Consider the following 18,137-nt stretch of genomic DNA (forward strand, 5'->3'; position numbering starts at 1 on the left):
GTACGGCCGCGGACCTCTCAGCGGGCGATCCGGGCGGCGATCTCCCCGACCGCGGCCGTCGCCCGGCGCTGCAGCTCCGGCCCGAACGTGACGCGGGTGGCCCCGAGTTCACCGAGTTCGGTGGGCGAGGGGCCCTCGCCGTCCAGCCGCGCGAACACGTTCAGCGGGCCCTGGATCCCGGACCGCAGCAGCGGCAGCACCTTCACCGGCGCGCCGATGGGATACACACAGTCGGCGCCCGCGGCGACGTACGACGCGGCCCGCTCGATGGCCCGTTCGGGATCGTTCTCGCCGCGCAGGAAGGTGTCCACGCGGGCGTTGACGAACAGGTCGCCGCCGGCCGCGTACCGCACCTCGGCCAGCCACTCGGCGTGCTCCCGCGGGTCCTTCAGCACGCCGCCCGCGGAGTCCTCCAGGTTGCAGCCGACGGCCCCGGCCTCCAGCAGCCGTTCCACCAGCTCCTTCGGCGCCAGCCCGTACCCGCCCTCGACGTCCGCCGACACCGGCACGTCCACGGCCCGCACGATCCGGGCCACCGCCGCGAACATCTCGTCGGCGGGGGTCTGCCCGTCCCGGTAGCCGAGCGACGCCGCGACCCCGGCGCTGGGGATCGCCAGCGCCGGGAACCCCGCGTCGGCGCACGCCCGGGCGCTGGCCGCGTCCCAGGGGCCGGGCAGCACCAGCGGGTCCGCGGGATCCCGGCGGCGGTGCAGGGCGCGGAAGACGCCGGCCTTGTCGTGGGTGTTCACGGTGTGTACTCCCCGGGCTCGACGCGGCGGCTGACCATCACCCGGTTCCAGCTGTTGATGGCGGTGATCAGCGCGATGAGGTGGGCGAGGCGTACGTCGTCGAAGTGCCCGGCGGCGTCCGCGTACACCTCGTCCGGAACGAAACTCCCCTGCGGTTCCGTTCCGGAGACACCACCGGTCAGCACGGTCACCGCCTCCGTCAGCGCGAGCGCGGCCCGCTCCCGCGCGTCGAAGACGTCGTCCCCGGCCTCCTCCCAGGCGCTCAGCAGATCGAGCTGCTTCTCGCTCACGCCGTGCTTGCGGGCGATCGCCAGATGCATGTCGAGGCAGAACGCGCAGCGGTTGATCTGCGAGGCCCGGATCACCACCAGCTCGGCGAGCGCGGGGTCGCCGAGCCCGTGCTTCGCGGCGGCGCTGAGCGCGGACATCGCCCCGGCGACCTCGCGGTCCAGGAGTCTGGTACGGCTCACTTGTGCTGCCCCGGACGGTAGTGGCCCGGAACCATGCGGGTGGTCACCCCGAACCGGTTCCAGGCGTTGATCACCGTGATCGCGGCGATCAGCTGCGCCAGCTCGGCCTCCTCGAAGTGCTCGGCCGCGCGGTCGTACACCTCGTCCGGCACGAAACCGTCCGTCAGCACCGTGATCGCCTCGGTCAGCTCGATCGCCGCGAGCTCCTTCTCCGTGTAGAAGTGCCGCGACTCCTCCCACGCGCTGAGCTGGACGATCCGCTCCACGCTCTCACCCGCGGCGAGCGCGTCCTTGGTGTGCATGTCGAGGCAGAACGCGCAGTGGTTGATCTGCGAGGCGCGGATCTTCACCAGCTCGTACAGGGCGGGGTCCAGGCCCTGCCGGGCGGCCGCGTCCAGCCGGACCATCGCCTTGTAGACCTCGGGCGCGTGCTGCGCCCAGCGCAGGCGCGGGGTGTGCTCGGGGGCGTACCGAGCGGCGGTTTCCTCTGTGGTCATGTCTCGACCCTAGGAGCGAGGCAGCCCAGGAGTATGGTCCACTTCCATGGCGAAACCTTGGGCCACTCCGGGTGTCGACCTGCACCTGGAACCGGCCGGCCCGCACCCCCGCAAGGGCCTGACCGACGCGCTGCGCGAGGCCGTGCGCACCGGCCGGCTGGCCCCCGGCACCCGGCTGCCGTCCTCCCGCGCGCTCGCCGCCGACCTGGGCATCGCCCGCAACACGGTGGCCGGCGCGTACGCCGACCTGGTGGCCGAGGGCTGGCTGACCGCCCGGCAGGGCTCCGGCACCCGGGTCGCCCCGGGGGTGCCGTCCACGCCCGCGCGGCAGCGGGACGACGGACGGCCCGGCCCGGCGCCGCGTCCGCAGGCCGGCGACCGCGACCGCCCCGCCTTCGACCTGCGCCCCGGCAGCCCCGACCTGTCCGCGTTCCCGCGCGCGGAGTGGCTCAGGTCCGCCCGCCGGGCGCTGAACGCGGTCCCGTACCACGCCCTCGGCTACGGCGACCCGCGCGGCCGCGCCGAACTGCGCACCGCGCTGGCCGGCTACCTCGCCCGGTCGCGCGGCGTGCGCACCGACCCCGACCGGATCCTGGTGTGCTCCGGGTTCGTGCACGCCCTGCGCATCCTCGGCACGGTGCTGCCGGCGCGCGGGGCGCGGACGGTCGCCGTTGAGTCGTACGGACTGCCGCCGAGCTGGAGCCTGCTCGAAGCGGCCGGACTGCGCACCGCGCCGCTGCCCTTCGACGAACTGGGCACCGACCCCACGGCGTTGACGGACGCCGACGCCGTCCTGCTCACCCCCGCCCACCAGTTCCCGATGGGTGTGCCGCTGCACCGGGACCGCCGGGCCGCCGTCCTGGACTGGGCGCGGCGCACCGGCGGCCTGGTCCTGGAGGACGACTACGACGGCGAGTTCCGCTACGACCGCCAGCCCGTCGGCGCCCTCCAGGGCCTCGACCCCGACCGCGTCGTCTACCTCGGCACCGCCAGCAAGTCCCTCGCCCCCGGCCTGCGGCTGGCCTGGATGGCGCTGCCACCGGGCCTCGCCGGGGAGGCGGCGTCGGCGAAGGGCGGTACCGACACCTGTGGCGTGCTTGACCAGTTGACCCTGGCCGACTTCATCACCTCCGGCGCCTACGACCGCCACGTCCGCGCGTCCCGGCTGCGCTACCGGCGCCGCCGGGACGCCCTGGTCGCGGCCCTCGCCGCGCGCGCCCCGGACGTGCGGGTCACCGGCATAGCGGTCGGCCTGCACGCCGTCCTGCGCCTCCCGCCCGGCACCGAGCGGCCGGTGGTGCAGGCGGCCGCCTGGCAGGGCCTCTCACTGCAGGGCCTGTCCCGCTTCCGCCACGCCGACGCGGTCGCGGCGCCCCTGGACGCGCTGGTCGTGGGCTACGGGACACCGCCGGAGCACGGGTGGAGCGGGACGCTGGAGGCACTGTGCCGGGTGCTGCCGTAGAAAGGGCACGGCCCCGCCCTCGCGCCCCGGCCGGCCGGTCTCTAGGCTGTCCGCCGGACATCAGGGCAACACCAGGGGGACGCACCATGGCGGACGCACGAAGACAACTCCGTTCGGGCACGGTCGTGCTCGGCGGCATGGGACTGCTCGCGGCGGCCCTCACCGCCTGTTCCTCCGACCCCGACAAACGCTGCGTCGACCGCGACAGCTACACCCTCGCCAAGGGCTACAAGGTCGTCGCCGACAAGAACTGCTCCTCCACCAAGTCCTACGCCAACGGCGTCTGGTACTACGGCGGGAAGAAGAAGGGCGGCTGGGTCGAGGGCGGCTCCTTCACCAAGCCGGGCAAGGGCGGCGGCAGTTCGAGCGGCGGCAGCCACGGAGGCAGCCACGGCGGCGTCGACCGCGGCGGCTTCGGCGGCGGCAAGGGCAGCTCGGGCGGCTGAACACCCGTGCAGAGACACACGATCACCCCGCGCCCCGACTGGCAGCGCACGGTGGAGGAGCAGGGGCTCGTCTACCCGCTGACCCGCCACCCCGACGGCTCGCTGCGCCCCTACTGGGACGAGAGCGCCTACTACTCCTTCACCCTCCCCGAGGTCGAGGTCCTGGAGGAGACGGTCGAGGAACTGCACCGCATGTGCCTCGCCGCGGCCGGTCACATCGTCGCCGCCGGACGCTTCGCCGACCTCGGCATCACCGACCCGCGCGTCGCCCGGGCGGTCGCCGAGTCCTGGCACCGGAGGGCCGAACTCCCCTCCGTCTACGCCCGGTTCGACCTGCGCTACGACGGCGCCGGCCCGGCCAAGCTGCTGGAGTACAACGCCGACACCCCCACCTCGCTGGTGGAGGCGGCCTCGCCCCAGTGGTTCTGGATGCGGGACCGCTTCCCCGGCGCCGACCAGTGGAACTCCCTGCACGAACGCCTGGTCGCCGCCTGGAAGAGGCAGGCGCCCCTGCTGCCGCCCGGCAGCCCGCTGCACTTCGCGCACTCCTCGGCCGACGAACTCGGCGAGGACCTGATGACGGTCGCCTACCTGAAGGAGACCGCCGAGCAGGCCGGCCTCGACACCGACTGGATCTCCATGGAGGAGATCGGCTTCGACTCGCTGTCCGGCCGCTTCGTCGACAACCGGCTCCGCTTCATCCGCAGTTGCTTCAAGCTCTACCCCTGGGAGTGGCTCACCACCGACCGCTTCGGCGGCCATGTCCTGGACACCCTCGACAACGGCGGGGGCACCGGCACCACCCTGTGGATCGAGCCCGCCTGGAAGATGCTGCTGAGCAACAAGGCGCTGCTGGCGATCCTGTGGGAGCTGTACCCGGGCCACCCCAACCTGCTGGCCGCCCACCTCGACGGCCCGCGCGAGCTGGCCCACACCACGGGCTGGGCCGCCAAGCCGCTGCTGGGCCGCGAGGGAGCCGGCATCACCCTGCACGAACCCGGCGCCGACCCGGTGATCCGCGAGGAGCCCTGCTGCTACCAGGAGCTGGCACCGCTGCCGTCCTTCGACGGCAACCGCGTGGTGCTGGGCGCGTGGGTCGTCGAGGACGAGTCGGCGGGCCTCGGCATCCGCGAGTCCGCCGGCCCGGTCACGGACGAGTACGCCCGCTTCCTGCCGCACGTCATCCTCTGACTACAGCCCCAGTACTTCCCGCAGCCGGCCCAGCGCCCAGTCCAGGTCCTCCTCGGCGATCACCAGCGGCGGCGCGATCCGGATCGTCGCGCCGTGGGTGTCCTTCACCAGCACTCCCCGCTCCAGGAGCCGCTCGGACACCTCACGGCCGGTCCCGCAGGCCGGGGCCACGTCGACGCCCGCCCACAGTCCCCGCCCCCGCACCGCCGTCACCCGGCCCGTGCCCTTCAGTGCGTCCAGCTCCCGCAGCAGACGTCCGCCCAGCTCCGCCGCCCGCGCCTGGAACTCGCCGGTGCGCAGCATCGCGATCACCTCCAGCGCCACCGCGCACGCCAGCGGGTTCCCGCCGAACGTCGACCCGTGCTCCCCGGGCCGGAACACCCCGAGCACCTCGGCCGACGACACCACCGCCGACACCGGCACCACCCCGCCGCCGAGCGCCTTGCCGAGCACGTACACGTCCGGCACGACGCCCTCGTGCTCGCACGCGAAGGTCCGCCCCGTCCGCCCCAGCCCCGACTGGATCTCGTCGGCGACGAACAGCACGTTCCGCTCCCGGGTCAGCTCCCGCACCCCCGGCAGGTATCCGGCCGGCGGCACGATCACCCCCGCCTCGCCCTGCACCGGCTCCAGCAGCACGGCCACCGTGTTCTCCGTCAGCGCGCCCCGCATCGCCGTCAGGTCCCCGAACGGCACGATCTCGAAGCCCGGCGTGTACGGCCCGTAGTCCGCCCGCGCCTCCGGGTCGGTGGAGAAGCTGATCAGCGTCGTCGTACGGCCGTGGAAGTTGTTCCCCGCCACCACGATCTTCGCCGTCTGCGCGGGCACCCCCTTGACCCGGTAGCCCCACTTGCGGGCCGTCTTCACCGCGGTCTCCACCGCCTCCGCGCCGGTGTTCATCGGCAGCACCATCTCCATCCCGCACAGCTCCGCGAGCTGCTCGCAGAAGGCCGCGAACCGGTCGTGGTGGAACGCCCGCGACGTCAGCGTCACCCGGTCCAGCTGCGCCTTCGCCGCCCGCACCAGCCGCGGGTGGCGGTGACCGAAGTTGAGCGCGGAGTAGCCGGCCAGCAGGTCGAGATACCGCCGCCCCTCCACGTCCGTCACCCAGGAGCCCTCGGCGGTGGCGACCACCACGGGCAGCGGGTGATAGTTGTGCGCGCTGTGCGCGTCGGCGGCGGCGATCAGGTCTCGCGTGGCGGTCACGGCAGCTCCCGGGGGAGGAGAATCCGAGGAGATGATCCGGTCCCATCGTCGCTCGCATGCTGGACGCCGCGCCTGGGCCGTCCGGCCCGCCCGGTAGGCTGACCGGCGGGCCGTGACTGGCGCGCTGGACCCCCGTCGCAGGGTCCGAGGATGGGACCGACCATCGGGAAGCGGCCCGAGCAGAACATGTGTGCCGTGCGCCTGGGCCGTACCGTGAACGCCGAACGCCACGTCCGGAGGTCCTCATGCCCGACAACTCTGCGCCCCTCTCCACCGAGTCCACCGCCTTCCGCGCCGCCCTCGACGTCATCCGCGCCGTGGAGCCCCGTGTGGCCGACGCCATCGGCCAGGAAGTCGCCGACCAGCGCGAGATGCTCAAGCTGATCGCCTCCGAGAACTACGCCTCCCCGGCCACCCTGCTGGCGATGGGCAACTGGTTCAGCGACAAGTACGCCGAGGGCACCGTCGGCCGCCGCTTCTACGCCGGCTGCCGCAACGTCGACACGGTCGAGTCGCTGGCCGCCGAGCACGCCCGCGAGCTGTTCGGCGCCCGCCACGCCTACGTCCAGCCGCACTCCGGCATCGACGCCAACCTGGTCGCCTTCTGGGCCGTCCTCGCCGACCGGGTCGAGGTCCCGTTCCTGCAGAAGACCGGCGTCCGCCAGATCAACGACCTCTCCGAGGCCGACTGGGCCGAGCTGCGCCAGGCCTTCGGCAACCAGCGCATGCTCGGCATGTCCCTGGACGCCGGCGGCCACCTCACCCACGGCTTCCGCCCGAACATCTCCGGCAAGATGTTCGACCAGCGCTCCTACGGCACCGACCCGGCGACCGGCCTCATCGACTACGACGCCCTGCGCGCCCAGGCCCGCGAGTTCAAGCCGCTGATCATCGTGGCCGGCTACTCCGCCTACCCGCGCCTGGTGAACTTCCGGATCATGCGCGAGATCGCCGACGAGGTCGGCGCCACGCTCATGGTCGACATGGCCCACTTCGCCGGCCTGGTCGCCGGCAAGGTCCTCACCGGCGACTTCGACCCGGTCCCGCACGCCCAGATCGTCACCACCACCACGCACAAGTCGCTGCGCGGCCCGCGCGGCGGCATGGTCCTGTGCGACGACTCGCTCAAGGACCAGGTCGACCGCGGCTGCCCGATGGTGCTGGGCGGCCCGCTCCCGCACGTCATGGCCGCCAAGGCGGTCGCGCTCGCCGAGGCCCGGCAGCCCGCCTTCCAGGACTACGCCCGGCGCATCGTCGACAACTCCCGCGCCCTCGCCGAGGGCCTGACGCGCCGCGGCGCCACCCTCGTCACCGGCGGCACCGACAACCACCTCAACCTGATCGACGTCGCCACCTCCTACGGCCTCACCGGCCGCCAGGCCGAGGCCGCGCTGCTCGACTCCGGCATCGTCACCAACCGCAACGCCATCCCGGCCGACCCCAACGGCGCCTGGTACACCTCCGGCATCCGCGTCGGCACCCCGGCCCTGACCACGCGCGGCCTGGGCACCGCCGAGATGGACGAGGTAGCCGGCCTCATCGACCGGGTCCTGACCACGACCGAGCCCGGCACCACCAAGTCCGGCGCCCCGTCCAAGGCCGCCCACGTCCTCGACGGGAAGGTCGCGGAGGAGATCTCCCAGCGCGCCACCGACCTCGTGGCCGGCTTCCCGCTCTACCCGGAGATCGACCTGGGCTGACGCCCGACAGTGTGACCCGCTCGACGACGGCCCGGCCCTGTGCCGGGCCGCCGTCGTCACGCGGCCGGGGAGGAGCTGTCACACCGTCGGGAAGGAATCGGATCACACCTGTTTCCGGCCGGTTCCGGATTACCCCCCGGTACCTGAGAGAATGGTGAACATGGCTTCTGACCGACCCCGCGTGCTCTCCGGAATCCAGCCCACCGCAGGCTCCTTCCACCTCGGCAACTACCTCGGCGCCGTCCGCCAGTGGGTGGACCTGCAGGAGACCCACGACGCGTTCTACATGGTCGTCGACCTGCACGCGATCACGATTCCGCAGGACCCGGCCGAGCTGCGCGCCAACACGCGCCTGGCCGCCGCGCAGTTGCTGGCCGCCGGCCTGGACCCGGAGCGCTGCACCCTCTTCGTCCAGAGCCATGTCCCCGAGCACGCCCAGCTCGCCTGGGTCATGAACTGCCTCACCGGCTTCGGCGAGGCGTCCCGCATGACCCAGTTCAAGGACAAGTCCGCCCGGCACGGCGCCGAGCGCGCGTCCGTCGGCCTGTTCACGTACCCGATCCTCCAGGTCGCGGACATCCTGCTGTACCAGGCCCACGAGGTGCCGGTCGGCGAGGACCAGCGCCAGCACATCGAGCTGACCCGCGACCTCGCCGAGCGCTTCAACGGCCGCTTCGGCGACACCTTCACCATCCCCAAGCCGTACATCCTCAAGGAGACGGCGAAGATCTACGACCTCCAGGACCCGTCGATCAAGATGAGCAAGTCGGCGTCCACGCCGAAGGGTCTGATCAACCTCCTGGACGAGCCGAAGGCCACCGCCAAGAAGGTCAAGAGCGCCGTCACCGACACCGGCACCGTCGTGCGCTACGACACCGAGGACAAGCCCGGCGTCAGCAACCTGCTCACCATCTACTCGACGCTCACCGGGGCGGGAATCACCGAACTGGAGCAGAAGTACGAGGGCAAGGGCTACGGTGCGCTCAAGACGGACCTCGCCGAGGTCATGGTCGAGTTCGTGACGCCGTTCCGGGAGCGCACCCAGCAGTACCTGGACGACCCGGAGACGCTGGACTCGATCCTGGCCAAGGGTGCGGACAAGGCGCGCACGGTCGCCGCGGAGACGCTCGCCCAGGCGTACGACCGGGTGGGCTTCCTGCCCGCCAAGCACTGACGCGCACCACCGCGCGCGCGGCACGCGACAGAGCGCCGCACATCACTCCGGTTGCGCCTGCCCGCACCCCGGCGGTGGCCGTACAGTCGATAACCGGACGGCTTCAGACACCAACCCGTCACGACGACAGGAGACGACGTGGGGACCGTAACGATCGGTGTGTCGATCGCGGTCCCGGAGCCTCACGGCAGCCTGCTCCAACAGCTGCGCGCGGGCTTCGGCGACGCCGCGGCTCACGGCATCCCCACGCACGTCACGCTGCTGCCGCCGACCGAGGTCGACAGCGGCGCGCTGCCCGCCATAGAGGCGCACCTGACCGAGGTCGCCGCGGCCGGCCGGCCGTTCCCGATGCGGCTGTCCGGCACCGGCACCTTCCGGCCGCTGTCGCCGGTGGTGTACGTGCGGGTCGCCGAGGGCGCCGAGGCGTGCGCCTGGCTGCAGAAGCAGGTCCGGGACGCCTCCGGCCCCGTGGCGCGGGAACTCCAGTTCCCCTACCACCCCCATGTCACCGTGGCGCACGGCATCGACGACGCGTCGATGGACCGCGCCTTCGAGGAACTCGCCGACTACGAGGCCGCCTGGCCGTGCACCGGGTTCGCGCTGTACGAGCAGGGCGCGGACGGCGTGTGGCGCAAGCTGCGCGAGTACGCCTTCAAGGGCGCGGTGGTGCCCCCGCAGGCGGGCCACGTGGAGCACGGCCCCCTGCCCACCCGCTAGCCGCGGCGACCGCACGGGCCCCGGCCGACCCGCTGGCCGCGGCGACCACCGGCGACCGCGGTCCCGGACCGGCCCTAGACGGGCAGCCGCCGGAACACCGCCCGCGGCACGTGCCGCAGCGCCGACATCACCACCCGGAGGGTCCCCGGCACCCACACCGTCTCCGAGCGCCGCCTGAGGCCCAGTTCGACGGCCGCGGCGACCGCCTGGGGCGTGGTCGCGAGCGGCGCCTCGGCGAGACCCGCGGTCATCTTCGACCGTACGAACCCGGGGCGTACGACCATCACGTGCACGCCGGTGCCGTGCAGCGCGTCGCCCAGGCCCTGCGCGAAGGCGTCCAGGCCCGCCTTGCTGGAGCCGTAGATGAAGTTGGCGCGGCGGGCCCGCTCCCCGGCGACGGAGGACAGCACCACCAGGGAGCCGTGGCCCTGCGCCTGCAGGGCGCGTGCGCCGACCAGGCCCGCCGACACCGCGCCGGTGTAGTTGGTCTGCGCCACGCGCACCGCGGAGGCCGGGTCGCGCTCGTCGTGCGCCTGGTCGCCGAGGATCCCGAAGGCCAGCAGCACCATGTCGATGTCGCCCTCGGCGAAGACCTTGCCGAGCACGGTCTCGTGGGAGTCGGGGTCGAGCGCGTCGAAGGCGACGGTGCGCACGTCCGCGCCCAGCGCGCGCAGACCGTCCGCCGCCCGGTCCAGCGCGGGCGACGGGCGTCCGGCCAGCCACACGGTGCGGGTGCGGCGCGCGATCAGGCGGCGCGCGGTGGCGAGCCCGATGTCGGACGTACCGCCGAGGACCAGCAGGGACTGGGGGATGCCGAAAGCGTCCTTCACGACAGCAGCTCCTAGAGGGTGAGGCGGCGGGAGAGGTCGGAGGTGAACACCCCGCGCGGGTCCAGCTCCGCGCGCAGGGACCGGAAGTCGTCGAGGCGCGGATACATCGCGGCGAGCAGTTCGGGCCGCAGCCGGGAGTCCTTGGCGAGGTAGACGCGCCCGCCGGCCGCGGCCACCTCCTCGTCCAGCTCGTCGAGGAACGCGCCGAGACCGGGCAGGTTCGCCGGGACGTCCAGGGCGAGCGTCCAGCCGGGCACCGGGAAGGACAGCCAGCCCGGGTCGGCCTCGCCGAACCGCTTGAGGACGGCCAGGAAGGACGGGCAGCGGCGTTCGGAGATGCGCCGCACGACGGAGCGCAGGGCGTCCTCCCGGCCGTGGCCGACGACGAACTGGTACTGCACGAAGCCGCCGCGGCCGTAGATCCGGTTCCAGTGCGGGACCCCGTCGAGGGGGTGGAAGAAGGTGGAGATCCGCTGCAGCTCGCCGGTGCGCGCGCGGGGCGCCCTGCGGTACCACAGCTCGTTGAACAGGCCCACGGTGGTGCGGCTGAGCAGCCCCTCCGGCAGGAAGGCGGGCGCGGCCGGGAAGCGCGGGGTGCGGAAGACGAGCGGGGCGCTGCGCGCGCGGGCGGGCAGCGCGTCCAGCGGCGCGTGGTCGCCGCGGGTGAGGACCGCGCGGCCGGTCGCCGCGCCGCGCGCGAGCAGGTCGATCCACGCGACGGAGTAGCGGTAGCGGTGGTCGGTGGCGGTCAGCCGGGCCATCAGGTCGTCGAGGTCCGCCGCGCGCTCGGTGTCGACCGTCATCAGGGACGTCTCCACGGGCAGCAGCCGGACGGTCGCGGTCAGGATCACGCCGGTCAGGCCCATGCCGCCGGCGGTCGCGTCGAACAGCGGGGTGCCGGGGCCCACCGTGCGGACCGTGCCGTCGGCGGTGAGGAGTTCGAAGGACAGCACGTGCCGGGCGAAGGAGCCGGAGACGTGGTGGTTCTTGCCGTGGATGTCCGCGCCGATCGCGCCGCCGACGGTCACGTACCGGGTGCCGGGCGTCACCGGCACGAACCAGCCGAGCGGCAGCAGCACCTCCATCAGGCGGTGCAGGGAGACGCCCGCGTCGCACAGCACGGTCCCGCCGTCGGCGTCGATGGCGTGGATCCGGTCCAGTGCCGTCATGTCGAGGACGGCGCCGCCGGCGTTCTGCGCCGCGTCCCCGTACGCCCGCCCCAGGCCTCTGGCGATGCCCCCGCGGGCCCCGCACTCCCGGACGGCGGCCGCGGCCTCCTCGTACGTCCGTGGGCGGATCAGACGGGCCGCGGTGGGCGCGGTGCGGCCCCAACCGGTGACGGGAACGGTGTCGACAGACATGCCGGTGACCGTATCGCCCCTATGTGACCGATTAGTTCAGAAACATGGATTCTCTCCCCGAAATGGGTGATTAATGGGATGTCGCTCAATATTGACGGAGTTCCGGCCGGGTCGGCGTGAACAGTGATGCCCCATGGACCACCTGGACCACACGGACGAGCCCCACGACCTCGACCACCCCGACGGTCTCGGCGCACCCGGCGCACCCCCCGGCCTGGACCACCGGATGCTCTCGGCGCTCCGCGCCCGCGGCGGCGACCCGCGCGTGGCAGCCGCCGCGCGCGCCCTGTCGTGGGCCGGCGAGCACGGCGCGGTCTGGCTCGCGGCGGGCCTCACAGGGGCCGCCGTGGACGGCGCGCGGCGCGGCGCCTGGTTGCGCGGCACGGCGCTCACCGCGGGCGCGCACGCCGCCAGCATGGGGGTGAAAAGGGTGGTGCGCCGCCCCCGCCCGGCGCACGTCGAACCGCTCGTGCGCACCGTCGGCCGGCACTCCTTCCCCAGCTCGCACGCGAGCTCCGCGGTGGCCGCCGCCGTCGCCTACGGCGCGCTCGGGGCGTACGCGATCCCGCCGCTCGCCGCCGCGGTGTGCCTCTCCCGTCTGGTCGTCGGCGTGCACTACCCCACGGACGTGGCGGCGGGCGCCCTCCTCGGGGCGCTCACGGCCTGCGTCGGGGCGCGCTGGATGCGGGGAGGCACGCATGACTGAGACAGCTCCCCTCACCGGCGGCGCACGCACCCGCGACACGGCGCTGCACGGTCAGCGCACACCCCACCGCCGGCCCGAGCCGCAGCCCAAGGGCAGCATCCTCGGCGGCCTGCTGAGGACCGCACGCCCCAAGCAGTGGGTCAAGAACGTCCTGGTCGTCGCCGCGCCCGCGGCCGCCGGCCGGCTGTTCTCCTGGACCGCCCTCACCGAACTCGCGGCGGTCTTCGCCCTGTTCACCGCCTGCGCCGCGGCCGTCTACCTGGTCAACGACGCCCGCGACGTGGCGGCCGACCGCGCCCACCCCACCAAACGCCGCCGCCCGGTCGCCGCCGGACAGGTCCCGGTGCCCGTCGCGTACGCCGCCGGCGCCGCCCTCGGCGTGCTCGCGCCGGCCGTCGCGGCCCTGCTGGTCTCACCGGCCGTCGCGGTGCTGCTGACGGCCTACCTCGGCATGCAGCTGGCGTACTGCGTCAGCCTCAAGCACGTCCTCGTCGTCGACCTGGTGGTCGTCACGACCGGGTTCCTGATGCGGGCGATGGTCGGCGGACTCGCGCTCGGCATCCCGCTCTCCCGCTGGTTCCTCATCACCACCGGCTTCGGCGCGCTGTTCATGGTGTCGGCCAAGCGGTACTCCGAGGCCGTCCAGATGGCCGGGAAGGCCGGCGCCACCCGCGCGCTGCTCACCGAGTACACCACCGGCTACCTGCGCTTCGTCTGGCAGCTCGCGGCCGGCGTCGCCGTCCTCGGCTACTGCCTGTGGGCCCTGGAGGAGGGCGGCGTCCCGAACACCAGCGTGCTGCCCTGGCGCCAGCTGTCCATGGTCGCCTTCATCCTCGCGATCCTGCGCTACGCGGTGTTCGCCGACCGCGGCACCGCCGGCGAACCGGAGGAGGTCGTGCTGCGCGACCGCGCGCTCACCCTCATCGGCGTGGTGTGGCTGGCGATGTACGGTCTGGCGGTGGCCAATTGGTGAGCGCCCACCCGTCCCCGCACCCGTCCCCGCACCCGTCCCCGCGCCCGTCCCCGCGCCCGTCCCCGGGCCCGTCACCGCGCCGGCGCCCCGGGGCGGGCACGCGCGCGTGGAGACACGAACTCGCCGGGTTCGCCGCCGTGGGCCTCCTCGCCTACGCCGTCGACCTCGCCGTGTTCACCTGCCTGCGCGGCCCCGCGGGACTCGGCCCGATCACCGCCAAGGCGCTGTCGTTCGTCGCGGGCTGCACGGTGGCGTACGCGGGCAACGCGCTCGGCACCTACCGGGGCAGCGGACCCCGCGGCCCGCGCCCCTGCGCCGTCTTCTTCGCGGTGAACGCCGCCGGCGCCCTCGTCCAGCTGCTCTGCCTCGCCGTCAGCCACTACGGCCTCGGTCTGACCTCGCAGCGGGCGGACACCGTCTCGGGCGCGGGCATCGGCATGGCGCTCGCCACCGTGCTGCGCTTCTGGGGCACCCGGACATTGGTCTTCTCCGCCGAGGGCAGAGTCGGGACATGGACTGGCTGAAGAAGCTCCCCGTCGTCGGGCCGCTGACGGCACGCCTGACGACCACGCACGCGTGGCGGTCGTACCAGCGCCTGGACCGGGTGAAGTGGACCCGGCTGGCCGCCGCGATGACCTTCACCAGTTTCGTCGCGCTGTTCCCGCTGCTCACCGTGACCGCCGCCGTCGCCGCCGCCACGCTCAGCGAGAGCCGGCAGAAGGAGATCCAGAACAAGCTCGCCGAGCAGGTGCCCGGCATCTCCGACCAGCTCGACATCGAGGGTCTGGTCCGCAACGCCGGCACCATCGGCCTCATCGCGGGCGCCCTCCTGCTGTTCACCGGCATCGGCTGGGCGGGCGCGACACGCGACTGCCTGCGGGCGGTGTGGGAACTGCCGGACGAGGAGGAGAACGCCCTCCTGCGCAAGGCCAAGGACCTGGGTGTCCTGCTCGGCCTCGGCGGCGCCGTCCTGGTCACGCTCGCCGCCTCCGCCGTCGCCTCCGCGATGGTCGGCTGGATCATCCGGCAGCTCGGCATCCGGGAGGGCGGCTGGGGCAGCGTCCTGCTGTACGCCGCCGCGTTCGCCGTCGCGGTGCTCGCCGACTTCCTGCTCCTGCTGTACGTCCTGACCCTGCTGCCCGGCGTCGAACCGCCGCGCCGCCGCCTGCTGGTGGCGGCGCTGATCGGCGCGGTCGGCTTCGAACTGCTGAAGGCGCTGATGAGCGGCTACCTGCAGGGCGTGGCGGCCAAGAGCATGTACGGCGCCTTCGGCACACCGGTCGCCCTGCTGCTGTGGATCAACTTCACCTCGAAACTGGTCCTGTTCAGCGCCGCGTGGACGGCGACGCGGAGCAAGGACGAAGAGGTCGCCGAGGACGCCGAGGTCACTGACGCGGACGGCGACGCACCAGGTCCGGCAGCGGCCAGCGGCGGTTGACCAGGAACGCGGCCCCCGCGAGCAGCACCAGCAGCCCGCCGGTGATCGCCAGGGCCGTCCCCATGCCGCCGGGGGAGCGGCCCCCGGCCGAGGCGTTCACGGCCGGCGTCGCCGGCACCGCGCCGGCCCCGCCGGTCCGGCCGGCCGTGGCGTCGGCGCCCGGCTGCGCGCCGGCCTGCGCGGCGCTCCTCGGCGGCACCAGCTCACCGACCGGCCGTACCTTCCCGACCGCCTTGAAGCCCCAGTCGAACAGCTGGGAGGTCTCCTTGTAGACCTCGTTGTGCTCTTCCTTCTCCGGGTGCATGACGGTGACGAGCAGCACCTTCCCGTTGCGCTCGGCGACGCCGGTGAAGGTGGCGCCGGCGTTCGTGGTGTTGCCGTTCTTGACGCCGGCGATGCCCTGGTAGACGGAGACGTCCGAGTCGCCGGTCAGCAGCCGGTTGGTGTTCTGGATCTCGAAGGACCCGCGGACCTCCTTGCCCTTCTTGTTCTTCGTCGTCTCGCCCGGGAACTGCGCGCGCACGGTCGAGCAGTACTCGCGGAAGTCCTTCTTCTGCAGCCCGGAGCGGGCGAACAGCGTCAGGTCGTAGGCGGAGGAGACCTGCCGCGGCGCGTCGTAGCCGTCCGGGGTCACCACGTGCGTGTCGAGGGCCTGCAACTCCTCGGCGTGCTCGTTCATCTCCTCGACGGTGTTGTCGACGCCGTCGTTCATCGCCGCCAGCACGTGCACGGCGTCGTTGCCGGAGCGCAGGAAGACGCCGAGCCACAGGTCCTGGACGGTGTAGGTCTCGCCCTCCTTTATCCCGACCATGCTGGAACCGGCCCCGACGCCCGCCAGGTCGGTGGGCACCACCTTGTGCTTCATCGTCTTCGGGAACCTGGGCAGCACCGTGTCCGCGAACAGCATCTTCATGGTGCTCGCCGGGGGCAGCCGCCAGTGCGCGTTGTGCGCGGCGAGCACCTCGCCGGACTCGGCGTCCGCGACGATCCACGAGCGCGCGGTCAGCCCCTTGGGCAGCACCGGGGCATCGCTGCCCAGGTCGGCCTGGGTGCCCGGCTGCCCGAGCCGGGCGCCGCCGATGCCCGACATGCTCGCCGGGGGAGTGGCCGACGGGCTCGGGGAGGGGCTGGGCGCCGCCAGGGCGGCGGGCGCGCTCAGCGCGAGGGACGACAGGACGGCGGAGGCGGCCAGCAGGGAACGCCGGACGGTCTTCATGGGTGCGGGCACGACCGAGAAGGTACCGGCCGTCCGCCGTGACGTCCCACCACCCCGCACACCGGGCCGGAACCGGTACGGCGATACTGGACGCATGAAGCTCAGCCGCCCCGTCTCCTGGTTCCTGCTCGCCTTCGGGGTGTGGAGCTGGGTCATCTGGGTCACTTTCGTCAAAAACCTGATCAAGGACAGCAGCGGGCAGGCCTTCGACGACGGCCACCCGACAGCGTTCTTCTGGGTGCACCTGACGCTGGCCGTCGTCTCCTTCGTATTGGGGACGGTCATCGGGGGCATCGGGTTGCGCGGACTGCGCGCATTGCGCCGCACCTCATAACCCGTACGCACCGACCCGCAACCCGCACACAGCAACCCGCACGAACCGATCCGCGCGCACCGGCCCGCGGGGACGGACACGACCGGCAACGGGGGTCACGGCACGGTGGTCATCGGCATCGTCTTCGCGCTGCTCGTACTCGCCGTCCTGGTGACGGGCAACTGGTACCTGTGGCGACGGCTGTTCCGCGACACGACGCGGGGCCCGGGCCTCGCGCGCCGGGCGGGCGCGGCGCTGATCGCCGGCGGCTGGCTGCTGGCGGTCGGCGCCCTCGTCGCCGAGCGCGCCGGGGCGCCCTTCTGGCTCCAGCGCACCCTGGCCTGGCCGGGCTTCCTGTGGCTGCCGCTGTCGCTCTACCTGCTGCTGGCGGTGGTCGTGGGCGAGGCCGTACGGCCCCTGCTGCGCCGTCTCCCCGCACGGCGGGCGCGCACCGCGGCGGCCGTACCGCGGGCGGAGCCGGTGCCCGCGTGGGCGGCCGGGACGGCCGAGGCATCCGGGGCGGCCGACCTCAAGGACGCCGAGGACGCCGGGGAAGCGGGGGCACCCGCGCCCGTGGCGGAGACGGCCGGCCCCTCCCGCCGCCTCTTCGTCTCCCGCGTCGTCGCGGGCGCCGCGGCCACGGCCGCCGCCGGGAGCGTGGGCTACGGCACGTACGGCGTCCTGCGCGGGCCGCGGGTGAAACGGGTCACCGTTCCGCTGGCCAAGCTCCCGCGCGCGGCGCACGGTTACCGCATCGCGGTGGTCAGCGACATCCACCTGGGACCGGTGCTGGGCCGTGGCTTCGCGCAGCAGGTCGTCGACACGGTCAACGCGACCCGGCCCGACCTCGTGGCCGTCGTCGGCGACCTGGTGGACGGCAGCGTGCGGGACCTGGGCCCGGCGGCGGCCCCGCTGCGGCAGTTGACGGCGCCCGCCTACTTCGTCACCGGCAACCACGAGTACTTCTCCGGCGCCGAGCAGTGGGTCGAGGAGGTGCGGCGGCTGGGCCTGCACCCCCTGGAGAACGCCCGTACCGAACTGCCGTGGTTCGACCTGGCCGGCGTCAACGACCTCCAGGGCGAGAGCGTGGGCCAGGGCCCCGACTTCGGCAGGGCGCTCGGCGACCGGGACCCGTCCCGCGCCTGCGTACTGCTGGCCCACCAGCCGGTGCAGATCCACGAGGCCGTCCGGCACGGCGTCGACCTGCAGCTGTCCGGCCACACGCACGGCGGCCAGCTCTGGCCCGGCAACTTCCTCGCGGCCGCCGCGAACCCGACCGTGGCCGGTCTGGAGCGCTACGGCGACACCCAGCTGTACGTCACCCGCGGCGCGGGCGCCTGGGGGCCGCCCACCCGGGTGGCGGCCCCCTCCGACATCACGGTGATCCAGCTGGCCTCGACGCAGGCCTGACGCAGCTGGCCGGGGACCGGCACCCCCCGGCCGGGACAGGCCCCGGCCGGGATCAGCCCCGCGCGGCCGCGACCAGGTCCAGGGCGATGTCCGTGATCATGTCCTGCCGGCCGCCGACCATGTCCCGCCGGCCGGCCTCGACCAGGACCGAGCCGGTGTGCTCGGTGCGCGCCGCCACTGACTGCACCGAGGCCGGCACCATGGCGGGACGACCCGTGACCCCGGCCCGGCGCCCGGCCCTGCGCCCTGGCGCGGCCGCAGCCCGGCGCCTCGGCCCA

General features: G+C 73.5%; 19 protein-coding genes, 1 pseudogene and 1 riboswitch. Of the genes and pseudogenes, 12 read left to right on the top strand and 8 right to left on the bottom strand.

What is annotated here, in order from left to right:
• Positions 1 to 17 precede the first annotated feature (17 nt).
• Genes ACZ5GT_RS21500 through ACZ5GT_RS21510 form a run of 3 tightly spaced genes read right to left on the bottom strand, consistent with a single transcriptional unit; the run spans position 18 to position 1,716 of the window.
• Positions 18 to 749: an isocitrate lyase/PEP mutase family protein gene (locus tag ACZ5GT_RS21500; RefSeq protein ID WP_469027203.1), complete on the bottom strand. Its 732-nt coding sequence runs from the start codon at positions 747 to 749 to the stop codon at positions 18 to 20.
• Complete coding sequence (locus tag ACZ5GT_RS21505) at positions 746 to 1,219, bottom strand: carboxymuconolactone decarboxylase family protein (RefSeq protein ID WP_469027207.1); 474 nt, start codon at positions 1,217 to 1,219, stop codon at positions 746 to 748. The genes ACZ5GT_RS21500 and ACZ5GT_RS21505 overlap by 4 nt, the downstream gene beginning before the upstream one ends.
• Positions 1,216 to 1,716 (bottom strand): carboxymuconolactone decarboxylase family protein, encoded by a 501-nt coding sequence (locus tag ACZ5GT_RS21510; protein WP_469027211.1) that lies wholly within the window; start codon positions 1,714 to 1,716, stop codon positions 1,216 to 1,218. The genes ACZ5GT_RS21505 and ACZ5GT_RS21510 overlap by 4 nt, the downstream gene beginning before the upstream one ends.
• A gap of 46 nt (positions 1,717 to 1,762) precedes the next feature.
• On the opposite strand from ACZ5GT_RS21510, the gene pdxR reads away from it, so the two are divergent.
• From pdxR to ACZ5GT_RS21525, 3 genes are all read left to right on the top strand, one after another.
• Positions 1,763 to 3,178, top strand: a complete 1,416-nt coding sequence (gene pdxR, locus ACZ5GT_RS21515) for a MocR-like pyridoxine biosynthesis transcription factor PdxR (protein WP_469027214.1) — start codon at positions 1,763 to 1,765, stop codon at positions 3,176 to 3,178.
• 86 nt (positions 3,179 to 3,264) lie between these two features.
• On the top strand, positions 3,265 to 3,624 hold the full coding sequence (locus tag ACZ5GT_RS21520; protein ID WP_469027220.1) for a hypothetical protein: 360 nt from the start codon (positions 3,265 to 3,267) through the stop codon (positions 3,622 to 3,624).
• A gap of 6 nt (positions 3,625 to 3,630) precedes the next feature.
• Positions 3,631 to 4,815, top strand: a complete 1,185-nt coding sequence (locus tag ACZ5GT_RS21525; RefSeq protein ID WP_469027226.1) for a glutathionylspermidine synthase family protein — start codon at positions 3,631 to 3,633, stop codon at positions 4,813 to 4,815.
• Here the strand turns inward: ACZ5GT_RS21525 and rocD are convergent, their stop codons facing one another.
• Positions 4,816 to 6,021, bottom strand: coding sequence for an ornithine--oxo-acid transaminase (gene rocD, locus ACZ5GT_RS21530; RefSeq protein ID WP_469027233.1), 1,206 nt, complete (start codon positions 6,019 to 6,021; stop codon positions 4,816 to 4,818).
• 102 nt (positions 6,022 to 6,123) lie between these two features.
• Positions 6,124 to 6,235: riboswitch (ZMP/ZTP riboswitch) on the top strand.
• Between the two features lie 31 nt (positions 6,236 to 6,266).
• On the opposite strand from rocD, the gene ACZ5GT_RS21535 reads away from it, so the two are divergent.
• From ACZ5GT_RS21535 to ACZ5GT_RS21545, 3 genes are all read left to right on the top strand, one after another.
• Positions 6,267 to 7,721 (top strand): glycine hydroxymethyltransferase, encoded by a 1,455-nt coding sequence (locus ACZ5GT_RS21535; protein ID WP_469027236.1) that lies wholly within the window; start codon positions 6,267 to 6,269, stop codon positions 7,719 to 7,721.
• Between the two features lie 160 nt (positions 7,722 to 7,881).
• Complete coding sequence (gene trpS, locus ACZ5GT_RS21540; RefSeq protein WP_469027240.1) at positions 7,882 to 8,895, top strand: tryptophan--tRNA ligase; 1,014 nt, start codon at positions 7,882 to 7,884, stop codon at positions 8,893 to 8,895.
• A 138-nt stretch (positions 8,896 to 9,033) separates the two neighbouring features.
• On the top strand, positions 9,034 to 9,612 hold the full coding sequence (locus ACZ5GT_RS21545; RefSeq protein WP_469027245.1) for a 2'-5' RNA ligase family protein: 579 nt from the start codon (positions 9,034 to 9,036) through the stop codon (positions 9,610 to 9,612).
• Positions 9,613 to 9,686: 74 nt separating this feature from the next.
• Here ACZ5GT_RS21545 and ACZ5GT_RS21550 read toward each other — a convergent pair whose 3' ends face one another.
• A complete protein-coding gene (locus ACZ5GT_RS21550) occupies positions 9,687 to 10,442 on the bottom strand; it encodes a decaprenylphospho-beta-D-erythro-pentofuranosid-2-ulose 2-reductase (RefSeq protein ID WP_469027248.1) in 756 nt (251 codons plus the stop codon).
• An 11-nt stretch (positions 10,443 to 10,453) separates the two neighbouring features.
• Complete coding sequence (locus ACZ5GT_RS21555; protein WP_469027251.1) at positions 10,454 to 11,803, bottom strand: FAD-binding oxidoreductase; 1,350 nt, start codon at positions 11,801 to 11,803, stop codon at positions 10,454 to 10,456.
• Positions 11,804 to 12,029: 226 nt separating this feature from the next.
• Between ACZ5GT_RS21555 and ACZ5GT_RS21560 the strand changes: the two genes are divergently transcribed.
• The 4 genes from ACZ5GT_RS21560 to ACZ5GT_RS21575 all read left to right on the top strand — a co-directional run bounded on the left by ACZ5GT_RS21560 (position 12,030) and on the right by ACZ5GT_RS21575 (position 14,920).
• A complete protein-coding gene (locus ACZ5GT_RS21560; protein ID WP_469027356.1) occupies positions 12,030 to 12,509 on the top strand; it encodes a phosphatase PAP2 family protein in 480 nt (159 codons plus the stop codon).
• The gene (locus ACZ5GT_RS21565; RefSeq protein ID WP_469027256.1) at positions 12,502 to 13,482 is read left to right on the top strand and encodes a decaprenyl-phosphate phosphoribosyltransferase; all 981 of its coding nucleotides are present in this window, start codon (positions 12,502 to 12,504) and stop codon (positions 13,480 to 13,482) included. The genes ACZ5GT_RS21560 and ACZ5GT_RS21565 overlap by 8 nt, the downstream gene beginning before the upstream one ends.
• 137 nt (positions 13,483 to 13,619) lie before the next feature.
• Positions 13,620 to 14,006, top strand: a complete 387-nt coding sequence (locus tag ACZ5GT_RS21570; RefSeq protein ID WP_469027259.1) for a GtrA family protein — start codon at positions 13,620 to 13,622, stop codon at positions 14,004 to 14,006.
• Positions 13,994 to 14,920: a YihY/virulence factor BrkB family protein gene (locus ACZ5GT_RS21575; RefSeq protein WP_469027263.1), complete on the top strand. Its 927-nt coding sequence runs from the start codon at positions 13,994 to 13,996 to the stop codon at positions 14,918 to 14,920. The genes ACZ5GT_RS21570 and ACZ5GT_RS21575 overlap by 13 nt, the downstream gene beginning before the upstream one ends.
• On the opposite strand, the gene ACZ5GT_RS21580 is transcribed toward ACZ5GT_RS21575, so the two are convergent.
• Complete coding sequence (locus ACZ5GT_RS21580; protein WP_469027268.1) at positions 14,868 to 16,148, bottom strand: D-alanyl-D-alanine carboxypeptidase family protein; 1,281 nt, start codon at positions 16,146 to 16,148, stop codon at positions 14,868 to 14,870. The genes ACZ5GT_RS21575 and ACZ5GT_RS21580 overlap by 53 nt on opposite strands.
• Before the next feature lie 82 nt (positions 16,149 to 16,230).
• Between ACZ5GT_RS21580 and ACZ5GT_RS21585 the strand changes: the two genes are divergently transcribed.
• Positions 16,231 to 16,470, top strand: coding sequence for an SCO4848 family membrane protein (locus ACZ5GT_RS21585; RefSeq protein WP_351888132.1), 240 nt, complete (start codon positions 16,231 to 16,233; stop codon positions 16,468 to 16,470).
• A gap of 111 nt (positions 16,471 to 16,581) precedes the next feature.
• Positions 16,582 to 17,859, top strand: a complete 1,278-nt coding sequence (locus ACZ5GT_RS21590; RefSeq protein WP_469027363.1) for a metallophosphoesterase — start codon at positions 16,582 to 16,584, stop codon at positions 17,857 to 17,859.
• 52 nt (positions 17,860 to 17,911) lie between these two features.
• On the opposite strand, the pseudogene ACZ5GT_RS21595 reads toward ACZ5GT_RS21590, so the two are convergent.
• A pseudogene (locus ACZ5GT_RS21595) lies at positions 17,912 to 18,016 on the bottom strand (4-hydroxy-2-oxovalerate aldolase); the annotation flags it as partial.
• Between the last annotated feature and the right edge of the window lie 121 nt (positions 18,017 to 18,137).

This window comes from Streptomyces sp. NPDC031340 (genome assembly GCF_055569945.1).